The organism is Streptomyces sp. AC602_WCS936, from assembly GCF_019049125.1.
GTDB lineage: Bacteria > Actinomycetota > Actinomycetes > Streptomycetales > Streptomycetaceae > Streptomyces.
In genome coordinates this window covers 255,731-269,338 of record NZ_JAGMUF010000129.1, presented here as the reverse complement: position 1 = coordinate 269,338, position 13,608 = coordinate 255,731, and the positions used below count along the sequence as shown (strand labels likewise).

The following is a 13,608-nucleotide window of genomic DNA, read 5'->3' as shown; positions in this document are numbered from 1 at the left end:
ACAACACAGTGGCAGGCAAACCGGTCAGGCCCGTGAACGCCATCGACCAGACCCGGCGGATGCTGTCCTTGGTGACGTATCTGCGCGAGCGCCCCGGCGCCCGGGTCGAGGACGTGGCGCGCGCCTTCGGCATCACCGAGGACGAGCTGGTCTCCGACCTCGACGTGCTGCCGATGTGCGGCACCAGTTTCCGCGGCGGCGACCTCCTGGACATCGACACCGACGGCGAGCGCATCTGGTGGCACAATCCGGCCGCCCTGGGCGCGGACGCCGCCGAGCCGCTGCGGCTGGCCGCCGACGAGGCGACCGCGCTGCTGGTGGCCGCCCGGGCCGTGGCGACCCTGCCGGGGCTGCGGGAGAGCGACCGGCAGGCGCTGCTGCGGGCGACCGCCAAGGTGGAGACCTCGGCCGGCGAGGCCGCGGGCGCCAGCTCCCGCCTGTCCGTCACCTTCGAGTCCGAGGGCGGCGTCTTCGCCGACGTCGACCGGGCGATCTCCGAGCGCCGCCGCCTGTGGATCCGCTACTACTCGCCGGCCCGCGACGAGGTCACCGAGCGCGAGATCGACCCCATCCGCCTGGTCAGCGTCGGCCACACCTATGTGGAGGCCTGGTGCCGCCGCTCCGAGGCGCGGCGCACCTTCCGGCTCGACCGGGTCGCCGAGATCCGCATCCTGGACGAGCCGTCCGCGCCGCCCGAGGTGGAGCTGCGGGACCTGTCGGAAGGACTGGTGCAGCCCGCCGCCGAGGACCCGGAGGTCGTGATCGAGGTCGGCCCCGGCGGACGCTGGGTCGCCGAGTACTACCCGCACGACAGCGCCGATGAACTCCCCGACGGCGGACTGCGTATCACCCTGCGCACGCCCGACCCGGCCTCGCTGCGGCGGCTGGCGCTGCGGCTGGGGCGCGACGGCCGGATCGTCTCGCCGCCCCAGCTCGCCGGCAGCGCCCGGCAGGCGGCCCGCGAGGCGCTGGCGGCGTACGACGGGATCGAGGCGGCCGGGGCGCCCCGCGGTACGGGCGGGGGACGGCACGAGCGCGAGGGGCGGGAGCGAGAACTGTGAGCGACTCCGTAGGGCCGGGTGCGCCGGGCATGACGGCGGCGACCGCGTTCGCCGGCATGAGACGCGTCCCGCCGGTCGTGTTCAAGGCCGGCTGCCCGGACTGCCGCGGCCGGTTCGAACTCGCCGCGAGCGCCCTGCGTCTGGCGATCGGCGCCACGAGCCGCACCACGTTCTACTCGTTCACGTGCCCCGAGTGCGGCTCCGCCGTGCGCAAGCCGGCGGGGGAGCGGGTCGTGGAGCTGCTCACGGGCGGCGGGGTCAGGACCCTTCGGCTGCACTCCACGGTCTAGGCTCGACGTCATGTTCTGGCCGATGTTCGCGGTTGCCGTGGGTTTTGTGTCTCTCGCCGTGCTCGCGGTGCTCGCCGTGAAGGTGTTCGTGGAGGCGCAGCGCCTGGGGCGGCAGGTGACGGACTCGGCCCACCGCATCAGTCGGGCCGCGGAGGACCTGGAACGCGCGACCGAGAGCGCCGGCCGCGCCGTGGACGCGCTGTGACCCGCGTTTCGGGGCACTTCGCCCTGTCACCTCACAGGTCGCTGAAGGTACGCTGCTCGTCGCGGACCGGAAAACGAGGCCCGGCCGCGGACGGGAGTACGCACGGGGATTGCCTCACGTTCACCCCTGAGCGTTACGATCGCTGCACAAGACGATCGATCGGACGTATGTCCGACCGGTCGGACAGCACCCCCACCCAGCCGCCTCGGTGAGAAGGTAAAGACTTATGTTCGGAAGGCTCGGCGCCCCCGAGATCATTCTCATCCTCGTCGTCATCATCCTGCTGTTCGGCGCGAAGAAGCTTCCGGACATGGCGCGCTCGCTGGGCAAGTCCGCCCGCATCCTCAAGAGCGAGGCCAAGGCGATGAAGAGCGAGAGCAAGTCCGACGACTCCGCTCCGGCAGATCCGCCGAACCCCGAGCAGTCCGCGGCGAAGCGCACCATCCAGGCCGCCCCCGGCGACGTGACCAGCTCCCGGCCGGTCACAGAGCCGACGGACACGACCAAGCGCTGACGCAGGGCCGGTGACCTCCGGCCCGCCGCACGAGATGGGAACGTGGGTTGCTGAAGTCTGCCCGCAACAAGGAGAGGGACCCCGAGGGGCGGATGCCCCTCGCGGAGCACCTTCGTGAGCTCCGCAACCGGCTCGCGAAGGCCCTGCTGGCCATCGTCGCCGTCACCGTCGTCGCCGCCTTCTTCTACGAGGAGATCATCAACGTCCTCACGGAGCCGATCCTCGAGTCGATCGGCTGTGAGAAGACGTTCGCGGAGCTGGCCCAGTCGGAGGCCGGCTCGGAGCCGTGTGCGCAGATCACCCTCAACGGTCTGCTCGGCCCCTTCACCCTGGCTCTGAAGGTGTCCCTGACGGCCGGCATCGTGCTGGCCTCCCCGGTCTGGCTCTACCAGCTGTGGGCGTTCGTCGCCCCGGGCCTGCACAAGAGCGAGAAGAAGTACGCCTACGCGTTCGTCGCCACCGGCGCGCCGCTCTTCCTCATCGGTGCCTACTTCGCCTACGCGGTGCTGCCCACCTCGGCGAAGGTGCTGATCGAGTTCACGCCGAGCAACGTCGACAACCTGCTGCCGCTGGACGAGCTGCTCGACCTCGTCACCCGCATGGTGATCGTTTTCGGTCTCTCGTTCGAGCTGCCCCTGCTGCTGGTCATGCTCAATCTCACCGGAGTGCTGACCGGCAAGCGGATGCTCGGTTGGTGGCGCGCCATGATCATGGGCATCACGCTGTTCGCGGCCATCGCCACGCCGAGCACCGACCCCCTGACGATGGTCATGCTGGCCGGACCGATCTGGATCCTGTACTTCGCCGCGGTCACCATCTCCCTGCTGAACGACCGCCGAAGGGCCCGCCGCGAGGCCCTTGAGCCCGACGACGACGAGGCGTCCGAGCTGGACCTCACGCCCGACGACATCGGCGAGATCGAACCCGTGACCACCGCCCGCGCCCTGCCCGAGCAGGCCACGAAGGACCGGGTCAACGGCTACGACGACGTGACCTGAGGCACACCGGGGCGGTGACGGCACGCGTCGCCGCCCCCGGGAAGGGCCTCACGGAGCCGATCCCGATAATGATCGTCCTGTTGTCAGTGCGGCCCGGTACGCTCGAAAGCACGATGACAGAGGATCTCTCCCCGGCCGAGCGGTATGCGGCAGCGCGGCGACGCGCTGTCGAGCAGGCCACCGCGCTCGCTTCGTTCCGCGAGATGTACGACTTCGGCCTCGACCCCTTCCAGATCGAGGCCTGCCAGGCACTCGAGACCGGCAAGGGCGTGCTGGTGGCCGCGCCCACCGGTTCGGGCAAGACGATCGTCGGCGAGTTCGCCGTCCACCTCGCCCTCCAGCAGGGCAAGAAGTGCTTCTACACGACACCCATCAAGGCGCTGTCGAACCAGAAGTACGCCGACCTGTGCCGCCGCTACGGCGCGGACAAGGTGGGCCTGCTCACCGGCGACAACAGCGTGAACTCCGACGCCCCGGTGGTCGTGATGACCACCGAGGTCCTGCGGAACATGCTGTACGCGGGCTCGCAGACCCTCCTGGGCCTCGGGTACGTGGTCATGGACGAGGTGCACTACCTCTCCGACCGCTTCCGCGGCGCCGTCTGGGAGGAAGTGATCATCCACCTCCCCGAGTCCGTGACCCTGGTGTCACTCTCGGCCACCGTGTCCAACGCGGAGGAGTTCGGCGACTGGCTCGACACCGTGCGCGGCGACACCCAGGTGATCGTCTCCGAGCACCGGCCCGTGCCGCTGTTCCAGCACGTGCTGGCCGGACGCCGGATGTACGACCTGTTCGAGGAGGGCGAAGGCCACAAGAAGGCCGTCAACCCCGACCTCACGCGCATGGCCCGCCTGGAGGCCAGCCGCCCCTCGTACCAGGACCGGCGGCGCGGCCGAAACATGCGGGAGGCCGACCGCGAGCGGGAGCGCAGGCAGCGTTCGCGGATGTGGACGCCCGGCCGCCCCGAGGTCATAGAGCGGCTCGACGCCGAGGGGCTGCTGCCCGCGATCACCTTCATCTTCAGCCGGGCCGCCTGCGAGGCCGCCGTGCAGCAGTGCCTGTACGCCGGGCTGCGGCTCAACGACGAGGAGGCGCGGCACAGGGTCCGCGCCCTGGTCGAGGAGCGCACCGCCTCCATCCCCACCGAGGACCTGCACGTCCTCGGGTACTACGAGTGGCTGGAGGGCCTGGAGCGGGGTATCGCCGCCCACCACGCGGGCATGCTGCCGACCTTCAAGGAGGTCGTCGAGGAGCTGTTCGTCCGCGGGCTGGTCAAGGCCGTCTTCGCGACGGAGACCCTCGCCCTCGGCATCAACATGCCCGCCCGCTCGGTGGTCCTGGAGAAGCTCGTCAAGTGGAACGGCGAGCAGCACGCCGACATCACCCCCGGCGAGTACACCCAGCTCACCGGCCGGGCCGGCCGACGCGGCATCGACGTCGAGGGCCACGCCGTGGTGCTGTGGCAGCGCGGCATGAACCCCGAGCACCTCGCCGGGCTCGCCGGCACGCGCACGTACCCGCTCCGTTCGAGCTTCCGGCCGTCGTACAACATGGCGGTCAACCTGGTCGAGCAGTTCGGCCGGCACCGCTCCCGGGAGCTGCTGGAGACCTCCTTCGCGCAGTTCCAGGCGGACAAGTCGGTCGTCGGCATCTCCCGGCAGGTGCAGCGCAACGAGGAGGGCCTGGAGGGCTACAAGGCCTCCATGACCTGCCACCTCGGGGACTTCGAGGAGTACGCGCGGCTGCGCCGCGAGCTGAAGGACCGGGAGAACGAACTGGCCCGGCAGGGCGCCAACCAGCGGCGCGCCGAGGCCGCCGTGGCGCTGGAGAAGCTGAAGCCGGGCGACGTCATCCACGTGCCGACGGGCAAGTACGCGGGCCTCGCCCTGGTCCTCGACCCGGGCCTGCCCGCCGGGCGGTCCAACGGTCACCGCGGCTTCGAGCACCACGACGGGCCCCGCCCTCTGGTGCTCACCGCCGAGCGGCAGGTCAAGCGGCTCGCGTCGATGGACTTCCCGGTGCCGGTCGAGGCCTTGGAGCGGATGCGCATCCCGAAGTCCTTCAACCCGCGCTCGCCCCAGTCCCGCCGCGACCTCGCCTCCGCGCTGCGGACCAAGGCCGGGCACATCCCGCCGGAGCGGGCCCGCAAGAAGCGCTCCCAGGCCGCCGACGACCGGGAGATCGCGCGGCTGCGCAAGGCGCTGCGCGCGCACCCCTGCCACGGTTGCGAGGACCGCGAGGACCACGCCCGCTGGGCCGAGCGCTACCACCGGCTGCTGCGCGACACCTCGCAGCTGGAGCGCCGCATCGAGGGCCGGACGAACACCATCGCCCGCACCTTCGACCGGATCGTGGCGCTGCTGACGGAGATGGACTACCTGCGCGGCGACGAGGTCACCGAGCACGGCAAGCGCCTCGCGCGGCTCTACGGCGAGCTGGACCTGCTGGCCAGCGAGTGCCTGCGCGAGGGCGTCTGGGAGGGGCTGTCCCCGGCCGAGCTCGCCGCCTGCGTCTCGGCGCTGGTCTACGAGTCCCGGGTCGCCGACGACGCGATGGCCCCCAAGGTGCCCTCGGGCAAGGCCAAGGCCGCGCTCGGCGAGACCGTCCGCATCTGGGGCCGGCTCGACGCCCTGGAGGAGGAGTTCCGGATCCGCCAGACCGAGGGTGTCGGCCAGCGCGAACCCGACCTCGGCTTCGCCTGGGCCGCGTACGTGTGGGCCTCCGGCAAGGGCCTCGACGAGGTGCTGCGCGAGGCGGAGATGCCGGCCGGCGACTTCGTGCGCTGGTGCAAGCAGGTCATCGACGTCCTCGGCCAGATCGCGGCCGCCGCGCCGGGTGAGGGATCGACGGTCCCGAAGAACGCGCGCAAGGCGGTCGATGAGCTGCTGCGCGGAGTGGTCGCCTACTCGTCGGTGGGCTAGCCCACACAGTCAAGTCACAGAGGCCCGGCGGTTGCACCGCCGGGCCTCTGTGCGTCGTGGGTTCCGTACACCCGCACCCAATTACAGCGCGTGTTCGAATGATCTCTCCCCGTGTAAATGGGTCCGAGGTTACTCCAGCCCCCGCACCCGTTTCAGGCGCTTGCTGAATATGACACGGCGATGATCCGCTCGGACTAAGCTCGCCCGCAGCGCACCGAGTTGAGGTGAAATCGCGCGTTTGTTCCTAACGCGCCGAAGATCCCGACAACTCCCAGAGATACCCCACCGCAAGCTCCCCCATCCCCGCCGATTCGTTTTCAGAGGGCCTACATGGTGAGTGTTGATTCCCCTCCAGGGCGCCGCGAACTTCCCTACGCGCGCACGCTGTTGCTGCCGGCCATACTGATGGCCGCGGCCACCGGGGCCGCCGTCGCCCTCGTGACGGAACCGGCCCGGCTCGCCGTCGGCCTGTGCGGCGCCCTCGCCACACTGCTGGTGAGCCTCGCGGGCGCCGAAGTGGTGCGCCGCGGCCGTGAGATGCGGGTGATGCGCGAGGAGCACGCCCGTAACAGCGCGTATCTGGAACGCCGGGCCGCGAGCCACTACGACGAGATGGTCCGGCTCGGCGGCGAAGTCATCCCCAACGCGCTGCACTTCATGCGCCGGGGGCACACGCCCCACGAGGTGATGCGCCGCATCGGCGAGCTGGACCCCTCCTACGCCGAACTCGGCGAGCCCCAGCGCAAGCTGATCCGCATGGTGTGCGACATGGTCGACCACGAGGACTCCATGCGTGAGTCCGCCGAGCGCTCCTTCGTCGACATCGCCCGCCGCGTCCAGGCCATCGTCCACCAGCAGAACAAGGAACTCCGCGAGATGGAGGAGGACCACGGGCGCAACCCCGAGGTCTTCGACGACCTGCTGCGCATCGACCACGGCACGGCGCTGATCGGCCGCCTCGCCGACTCGATCTCCGTCATCGGCGGCGGCCGGCCCGGCCGCCAGTGGCCCGAACCGGTCGCCCTCTACAGCGTGCTGCGCGGCGCGATGTCCCGCATCCTGCAGTACGGCCGGATCAACCTGGCCTCCATCGCCAAGGTCAACATCAAGGGAACCTCCGTCGAGCCGGTCATCCACGCCGCGGCGGAACTCCTCGACAACGCCACCCGCTACTCGCCGCCCGGCGCCAAGGTGCACGTCACCGCGACCGAGGTGCAGAGCGGCGTCTGCATCGAGATCGAGGACGCCGGCGTCAGCCTCAGCGAGGAGTCCCGCGCCCGCATCGAGGGCCTGCTGGAGGACGCCAAGCGTGGCACCGACGTACAGGACCTCGCCCAGCACCCGCGCCTGGGCCTGTCCGTCGTCGGCCGGCTGTGCACCCAGTTCGGCATGGACGTCGCGCTGCGCGCCTCGGCGTACGGCGGGGTCCGGGCCATCCTCATCGTGCCCAGCAAGATGATGACCACCGAGCCCGGCGTCGGCCTCGCCCACGGCATCGGCGCCACCGCCATCGGCACCCCCGGCCCGGACGTGCTCCCCGGCCCCGAGCGCAAGCCCAAGAAGCGCCGTCCCACCAGCCCCCGCATCCCGGCGGGCGTCTCCTTCGAGGACGACGTGCCGGAGGTCACCGAGTGGACGGCGGGCGGCCTGCCGCAGCGCCGCAGCCGGGTCAAGATGCCGCTCAGCCAGCGCCTGGCCGAACAGGCGAAGTGGGAGCGGGAGGACGCCGAGCGCGAGGCCCGCCTCGCCGCCGAGCGGGCCCGCAACGGCATCCCGGCGCCCGCCCCGGAACCCGAACCGGAGAAGACCGAGGAACTCCCGCCGGGTCACTGGATCGGCGCCTTCTGGGAGGGCCTCAAGCAGTACCCGGGCATCACCCAGGCCCACCAGCAGTCCAGCAGCAGTGAGCCGGCCCACGCCCCGGCCGACGACGAGGGGAACCTCAAGTGATCGAGCAGCAAGGCAAGTTCGACTGGATGCTCAAGGATCTCTACGACGGTGTTCCGGGCATCGAGATGATCGTGGTGCTGTCCGCCGACGGCCTGCGCATCGCCCGCTACTCCGGTGATCCGGACGCCGCCGACCGGGTCGCCGCCGCCTGCGCGGGCCTGCAGAGCCTGGCGGGCGCGGTCGCGCAGGAGATCCCGACCAGCGACGGCGACATGAAGATGGTCCTGATCGAGATGAACGGCGGCTACTTCTACCTGATGGCCGCCGGCCCCAACGCCTACCTCGCCGTGCTCTCCGACGTCTGCTGCGAGCCCGGCCGGATGGGCCTGAGCATGGCGGACCTGGTGGCCCGGATCGGCCCCCACCTGACGAGTCCCGCCAGGCGCAACGGGCAGACCGTATGACTCCTCCCCAGCGCCAGCGGCGATCCCCGGGGCAGCAGCCCCCCGCCTCGTTACCCGCCTCCGGCCCGGCCAAGGAAGGCGAGAACCGCAACCCCGAGCGGCTGTTCGTCATCGGCGGGGACGACGCCGGCGAGCGCGCCGACATCGACCTGGTGACGCTGATCGTGGCCCGCGCCGAGCCGCCGGTGTCCGCCACCCCGGAACAGGCGGCCGTGCTGCGGCTGTGCGTCGCGCCCCTGTCCGCGGCCGAGCTGTCGGCCTACCTGAGCCTGCCGTTCAGCGTGCTGACCGTGCTGCTCACCGACCTGCTGGCGAAGGAACTGGTGCAGGCCCGCGCCCCGATCGTCCGCCAGAAGGTCGCCGACCGAAACCTCCTCGAAGCGGTGATGCATGGACTTCAAAGACTCTGATACGATCCCGGGCCCACGGACGGAGGACCGGCTGCCGCACACGGCCGAGGCCGCCGTGAAGATCGTCATCGTGGGCGGCTTCGGGGTCGGCAAGACCACCATGGTCGGTTCGGTCAGCGAGATCAGACCGCTGACCACCGAGGAGACGATGACCCAGGCCGGCATCGGCGTCGACGACAACTACGGCTCCGCCTCCAAGACCGCCACCACGGTGGCCATGGACTTCGGCCGCATCAGCATCACCGACGAACTGGTGCTGTACCTCTTCGGCACACCCGGCCAGGAACGCTTCTGGTTCCTGTGGAACGGGCTGTTCGAGGGGGCCCTCGGCGCGGTCGTCCTCGTCGACACCCGCCGCCTGGAGGTCAGCTTCGACGTCATGGGCCGGCTGGAGGAGCGCGGCGTGCCCTTCGTCGTCGCCGTCAACTCCTTCCCGGACGCCCCCCGCTACCCCCTGGCGGAGCTGCGCACCGCGCTCGACCTGTCCGAGGAGATCCCCATCCTCGACTGCGACGTACGGCGCCGCGCCTCCAGCCGGGACGTCCTGCTGACCCTGATGCGCTTCCTGCACTCCCTCGCCATGAAGGGCGCGCTCACCTGACCCGTCGAGGCCGGCCGACCCCCGGCCCACACCCTTTTCTTGCGGAGCGACACTGTGACGCCTGAACGCCACGCCCCCGCCTCAGCGGGCGAACCCCTGCTCGAACCACCGCCCGGCTGCCCCGCGCACGGACTCGGACCGGGCACCCCCGGACCGGGCACCCCCGGACCGGGCAGCCCCGGACCGGGCAGCCTCGGACCGGGCGGACTCCACCGGCTGCACGAGGCGGAGGACCTGGAGGAGCTGTACGAGAAGCTGCGCGAGCAGCACGGGCCGGTGGCACCGGCGCTGCTCCACGACGACGTACCGATGTGGGTGGTCCTCGGGCACGCCGAGAACCTGCACATGGTGAGCACGCCCGCCCAGTTCTGCCGGGACAGCCGCATCTGGACCCCGCTCAACGAGGGCATGGTCAAGCCCGACCATCCGCTCATGCCGCACATCGCCTGGCAGCCCATCTGCTCGCACGCCGAGGGCGAGGAGCACAAGCGGCTGCGCGGCGCGGTCACCAGCACCATGTCCGACATCAACTACCGGGAGCTGCGCCGCCACATCAAGCGGTACACCCAGCGCCTCGTCAACAGGTTCTGCGAGGAGGGCCGCGCCGATCTGGTCGGCCAGTTCGCCGAGCACCTGCCGATGGGCGTGATGTGCCACCTCCTCGGCATGCCGGACGCGTACAACGACCGGATGGTGGAGGCGGCGCGGGATGCCCTCAAGGGCACCGAGACCGCGCTGGCCAGCCACGCCCACCTCATGGACGTCCTGGGCCGGCTCGCCGCCGAGCGCCGGGCCCGTCCCGGGGACGACATCGCCGGACGGCTCGTCAGCCACCCGGCGGGGCTCACCGACGACGAGGTGAGGGAGCACCTGCGGCTGGTGCTCCTCGCGGCGTACGAGGCGACCGTCAACCTCATCAGCAACGTACTGCGCGTGGTTCTCACCCACCCCGGCTTCCGCGCCCAGCTCAGCGGTGGCCAGATGCCGGTGTTCGAGGCGGTCGAGCAGTCCCTGTGGGACGAGCCGCCGTTCAGCACTGTCTTCGCCTACTTCGCCAAGCAGGACACCGAGCTGGGCGGGCAGCGCATCCGTGCGGGCGACGGGCTGCTGCTGGGCATCGCGCCCGGCAACGTCGACCCGCGCATCCGCCCCGACCTGGAGGCGAGCATGCAGGGCAACCGCGCGCACCTGGCCTTCGGCGGCGGCCCGCACGAGTGCCCCGGCCAGGACATCGGACGGGCCATCGCCGACGCCGGCATCGACGCGCTGCTGATGCGGCTGCCCGACGTCCAGCTCGCCTGCGACGAGGACGACCTGAGGTGGCGGTCGTCCATCGCTTCCCGGCACCTGGTGGAGCTGCCGGTGCGGTTCGAGCCCAAGGCGCAGCAGGACATCAGGTCGCAGCCGAGCCACGCCCCGGGCGCCGCGGAGCGGACCGACTGGCACATCGGCATGCCCCGCCGGGAGGAGCGGCCCGAACCCGAGGTCCCCGTGCGGCCGCCGGAGCCCGTGTCGTTCACGGCCGCGCAGCCCCAGCCGGGGCCCGCACCACAACCGCCCCGTCCGCGCGGCGCCTGGCAGCGCTTCCTGCTCTGGTGGCGCGGCTACTGACGCCCTGGCCCGCCGGCGTACGCCGCCCAGTCGTCGTACGCCGTCCAGGCGCCCAGGGACCGGGCGCTGCGGAACAGGTGCTCCCGCCCGGTGACCGGATCGGTGAACGCCAGCTCCCGTGCCAGCAGTTGCAGCGGGCGCCGGAAGTCGCCGGGCGGCACGGGCGGCGCGACCTCGGGGTAGAGGGGGTCGCCGAGGATCGGCAGGCCGAGCGCGTTCATGTGGACGCGCAGCTGGTGGGTCTGCCCGGTGCGGGGCACCAGCCGGTATCTGCCCAGCCCGCGGTCGGGGCCGGGGCCGCCGGCCGGGTGGTGCTCGATCAGCTCCACGCGGCTCACCGCGTTCGGCTCGCCATCGACCTCCCGGGCGGCCAGGACACCGCGTTCCTTCAGGATGCGGCTGCGTACGGTCCGGGGCAGGGCGAGCGCGGGGTCGTACGGGGCGACGGCCTCGTACGCCTTGCGCACCAGCCGGTCGCGGAACAGGCCCTGGTACGCGCCGCGCTCCTCGGGGCGCACCGTGAACAGGACCAGTCCCGCGGTGAGCCGGTCCAGGCGGTGCGCGGCGCCGAGGGACGGGACGTCCAGCTCGCGGCGGAGCCGGGCGAGCGCGGTCTCGGTGACGTGGCCGCCGCGCGGGGTGGTGGCCAGGAAGTGCGGCTTGTCGACGACGACGATGTGCTCGTCGCGGTACACGGTCACCAGCGGGAACGGCACCGGCACCTCGGCGGGCAGCTCCCGGTGGAACCACACGTACATCCCGCCTTCGTACGGGGCGTCGTCCGGCACCGGCCGCCCGTCCGCGCCCACGAACAGCCCGCTCGCGAACATGCCGTCGACGACCCCCGGTCCCGCACCGGACAGCCGCTGCGTCAGGTGCTCCCGCACCGTGGCCCACGGCCCGTCCGCGGGCAACCGCACCCGCACCGCGTCGACCCCGTCGCGCTGGGGGAGGGGTGAGGGCGGGGGAGCGGTGCGGCGTCTCATCGCCTGCCAGCGTACGAAATCCACTGGGCCGCCGGCCGCACCCGTTGGCAGGATGCGGCCATGCCCTACCTGACGAGCCCGGTCCTGCCCCCGGGGACCCTCTCCCGTACCCCGCAGCCCACGCTCCCCACCGGCGACGGGCTGCTGCTGCGCCCGTGGCGCACGGCGGACGCGCCCGCCGTCCACGCGGCCTTCCAGGACCCGGTGATGCACCAGTGGCACATCCGCGCCGCCGACTCCGAGGAGGAGGTGCGCGGCTGGATCGCCGAGTGGCAGCGAGGCTGGGAGCAGGAGCGGAACGTTCAGTGGGCCGTCGCCGACGGGGCCGGCGACCGGCTGCTGGGCCGGGTGGCGCTGCGGCAGGTGGAGTTGGGCGACGGGGTCGCCGAGGTCGCCTACTGGACCACGGCGGCGGCCCGCGGCCGTGGCGTCGCCGCCCGCGCCACGCGGACGCTGGCCCGCTGGGCCCTGGACGACATCGGCTTCCAGCGTCTGGAACTGTCCCACGCCCTCGCCAACGAGGCCTCCTGCCGGGTGGCCGCCAAGGCGGGCTTCGCCCTGGAGGGCACCAAGCGCAGCGCCCTGCTGCACGCCGACGGCTGGCACGACATGCACCTGCACGCGCGGATACGCGGCGACTGAGCGGAGCCCCGGGGCCCGGCGTACTCCCGGCCCGCCGCCAGGAGCACTACGCCGCCGAGGCGGTGCCCTCCTGCTCGGCCTCGATGCGGGCGTTCCACTCCGGCTTCGAGGCCTGCCAGCCGTCCTCGTTGTGGCCGAGGCGCCAGTACCCGGAGATGGAGAGGTCCTCGCGGGCGATGCCGCGCTCAACCCGCAGGAGCTTGCGCAGTTCCTTCACGCAGGCCGCCTCGCCGTGCACGAAGGCGTGCACCCGGCCCTCGGGGAAGTCCAGGCCGCGCACGGCCTCGACCAGGGCCCGGCCCACCGGACGGCCGTCGCGGTGCAGCCAGACCACCTCCACGTCGGAGTCGATCTTCTGCTCCTCCTGGGGGCCGTCGACCTCGATGAAGGCGAAGGCGCGGGCACCGTCGGGCAGCGCCTCCAGGGACCGGGCGATCGCGGGCAGCGCGCTCTCGTCACCGGCGAGCAGGTGCCAGTCGGCGGCGGGGTCGGGGGCGTAGGCACCGCCGGGGCCCAGGAAGCGAACGGTCTCGCCCGGCTGGACGCGCTTGGCCCAGGGCCCGGCCAGTCCCTCGTCGCCGTGGATCACGAAGTCCAGCGTCAGCTCGCGGTGCTCGGCGTCCCACTGGCGCACCGTGTAGGTCCGGGTCACCGGCCAGTGCTCGCGCGGGAACTCCTCGCGGACGCGTTCCATGTCGAAGGGCTCGGGGTAGGTCACGCCCTCGGCCGGGAACAGCAGCTTCACGTAGTGGTCGGTGCAGGTGTCCGCCGAGAAGGCGGACAGTTCCCCGCCGCCGAGCACCACGCGCTGCATGTGCGGGGTGAGCCGCTCGGTGCGCACCACCTGCGCGGTGTGCGGCTTGCGCGGTTTGCGTCCCGGACGGTCTGCCATGACGGCCTCCCTGCTCCCTGCGTGGGGGTTCCCTGAGTTAGGTTTACCTAAGTTAGCATCCCTGCCTCGCTTGCCGCGTCATGGACGAAGAGCTCCACGACGCCCCCCCGCGCGCAGGTTACG

The 13,608-nt window shown here is 71.8% G+C and carries 14 protein-coding genes; 12 read left to right on the top strand and 2 right to left on the bottom strand.

Annotated features, from left to right (window positions below):
• Positions 1-8: 8 nt before the first annotated feature.
• The 11 genes from KUM03_RS36050 to KUM03_RS36000 all read left to right on the top strand — a co-directional run bounded on the left by KUM03_RS36050 (position 9) and on the right by KUM03_RS36000 (position 10,965).
• Positions 9-1,061, top strand: coding sequence for a YafY family protein (locus KUM03_RS36050; RefSeq protein WP_217254757.1), 1,053 nt, complete (start codon positions 9-11; stop codon positions 1,059-1,061).
• A gap of 29 nt (positions 1,062-1,090) precedes the next feature.
• Entirely contained in the window at positions 1,091-1,351 is a 261-nt protein-coding gene (locus KUM03_RS36045) for a hypothetical protein (RefSeq protein WP_073731081.1), read from the top strand.
• Between the two features lie 10 nt (positions 1,352-1,361).
• Positions 1,362-1,556: a hypothetical protein gene (locus tag KUM03_RS36040; protein WP_217254756.1), complete on the top strand. Its 195-nt coding sequence runs from the start codon at positions 1,362-1,364 to the stop codon at positions 1,554-1,556.
• Positions 1,557-1,782: 226 nt separating this feature from the next.
• Positions 1,783-2,070, top strand: a complete 288-nt coding sequence (gene tatA, locus KUM03_RS36035; protein ID WP_073730934.1) for a Sec-independent protein translocase subunit TatA — start codon at positions 1,783-1,785, stop codon at positions 2,068-2,070.
• A gap of 47 nt (positions 2,071-2,117) precedes the next feature.
• Positions 2,118-3,068, top strand: a complete 951-nt coding sequence (gene tatC / locus KUM03_RS36030; protein ID WP_217254755.1) for a twin-arginine translocase subunit TatC — start codon at positions 2,118-2,120, stop codon at positions 3,066-3,068.
• Positions 3,069-3,136: 68 nt separating this feature from the next.
• On the top strand, positions 3,137-5,989 hold the full coding sequence (locus tag KUM03_RS36025; protein ID WP_217254788.1) for an RNA helicase: 2,853 nt from the start codon (positions 3,137-3,139) through the stop codon (positions 5,987-5,989).
• 330 nt (positions 5,990-6,319) lie between these two features.
• On the top strand, positions 6,320-7,939 hold the full coding sequence (locus KUM03_RS36020) for a sensor histidine kinase KdpD (RefSeq protein ID WP_217254754.1): 1,620 nt from the start codon (positions 6,320-6,322) through the stop codon (positions 7,937-7,939).
• A gap of 26 nt (positions 7,940-7,965) precedes the next feature.
• Positions 7,966-8,343: a roadblock/LC7 domain-containing protein gene (locus KUM03_RS36015; protein ID WP_254400407.1), complete on the top strand. Its 378-nt coding sequence runs from the start codon at positions 7,966-7,968 to the stop codon at positions 8,341-8,343.
• A complete protein-coding gene (locus KUM03_RS36010; protein ID WP_073730929.1) occupies positions 8,340-8,753 on the top strand; it encodes a DUF742 domain-containing protein in 414 nt (137 codons plus the stop codon). The genes KUM03_RS36015 and KUM03_RS36010 overlap by 4 nt, the downstream gene beginning before the upstream one ends.
• Positions 8,734-9,354, top strand: coding sequence for an ATP/GTP-binding protein (locus KUM03_RS36005; RefSeq protein ID WP_217254753.1), 621 nt, complete (start codon positions 8,734-8,736; stop codon positions 9,352-9,354). The genes KUM03_RS36010 and KUM03_RS36005 overlap by 20 nt, the downstream gene beginning before the upstream one ends.
• A 54-nt stretch (positions 9,355-9,408) precedes the next feature.
• Complete coding sequence (locus tag KUM03_RS36000; RefSeq protein WP_217254752.1) at positions 9,409-10,965, top strand: cytochrome P450; 1,557 nt, start codon at positions 9,409-9,411, stop codon at positions 10,963-10,965.
• On the opposite strand, the gene KUM03_RS35995 is transcribed toward KUM03_RS36000, so the two are convergent.
• The gene (locus KUM03_RS35995) at positions 10,959-11,951 is read right to left on the bottom strand and encodes an RluA family pseudouridine synthase (protein WP_217254751.1); all 993 of its coding nucleotides are present in this window, start codon (positions 11,949-11,951) and stop codon (positions 10,959-10,961) included. The two genes, KUM03_RS36000 and KUM03_RS35995, sit on opposite strands and share 7 nt — an antisense overlap.
• A 60-nt stretch (positions 11,952-12,011) precedes the next feature.
• Here KUM03_RS35995 and KUM03_RS35990 point away from each other — a divergent pair, with 60 nt between their 5' ends.
• Positions 12,012-12,593, top strand: coding sequence for a GNAT family N-acetyltransferase (locus KUM03_RS35990; protein WP_217254750.1), 582 nt, complete (start codon positions 12,012-12,014; stop codon positions 12,591-12,593).
• A gap of 46 nt (positions 12,594-12,639) precedes the next feature.
• On the opposite strand, the gene KUM03_RS35985 is transcribed toward KUM03_RS35990, so the two are convergent.
• Positions 12,640-13,485: a siderophore-interacting protein gene (locus KUM03_RS35985; RefSeq protein ID WP_217254749.1), complete on the bottom strand. Its 846-nt coding sequence runs from the start codon at positions 13,483-13,485 to the stop codon at positions 12,640-12,642.
• Positions 13,486-13,608: the final 123 nt, after the last annotated feature.

What these genes read in the sequence shown, in the direction of transcription:
- tatA (WP_073730934.1), top strand. Translation starts at nt 1,783, where the DNA reads ATGTTCGGAAGGCTCGGCGCCCCCGAGATCATTCTCATCCTCGTCGTC.
- KUM03_RS36045 (WP_073731081.1), top strand. Translation starts at nt 1,091, where the DNA reads ATGACGGCGGCGACCGCGTTCGCCGGCATGAGACGCGTCCCGCCGGTC.
- KUM03_RS35985 (WP_217254749.1), bottom strand. Translation starts at nt 13,485, where the DNA reads ATGGCAGACCGTCCGGGACGCAAACCGCGCAAGCCGCACACCGCGCAG.
- KUM03_RS36040 (WP_217254756.1), top strand. Translation starts at nt 1,362, where the DNA reads ATGTTCTGGCCGATGTTCGCGGTTGCCGTGGGTTTTGTGTCTCTCGCC.
- KUM03_RS36025 (WP_217254788.1), top strand. Translation starts at nt 3,137, where the DNA reads ATGATCGTCCTGTTGTCAGTGCGGCCCGGTACGCTCGAAAGCACGATG.
- KUM03_RS36010 (WP_073730929.1), top strand. Translation starts at nt 8,340, where the DNA reads ATGACTCCTCCCCAGCGCCAGCGGCGATCCCCGGGGCAGCAGCCCCCC.
- KUM03_RS36020 (WP_217254754.1), top strand. Translation starts at nt 6,320, where the DNA reads ATGGTGAGTGTTGATTCCCCTCCAGGGCGCCGCGAACTTCCCTACGCG.
- KUM03_RS36005 (WP_217254753.1), top strand. Translation starts at nt 8,734, where the DNA reads ATGGACTTCAAAGACTCTGATACGATCCCGGGCCCACGGACGGAGGAC.
- KUM03_RS35990 (WP_217254750.1), top strand. Translation starts at nt 12,012, where the DNA reads ATGCCCTACCTGACGAGCCCGGTCCTGCCCCCGGGGACCCTCTCCCGT.
- KUM03_RS35995 (WP_217254751.1), bottom strand. Translation starts at nt 11,951, where the DNA reads ATGAGACGCCGCACCGCTCCCCCGCCCTCACCCCTCCCCCAGCGCGAC.
- KUM03_RS36015 (WP_254400407.1), top strand. Translation starts at nt 7,966, where the DNA reads ATGCTCAAGGATCTCTACGACGGTGTTCCGGGCATCGAGATGATCGTG.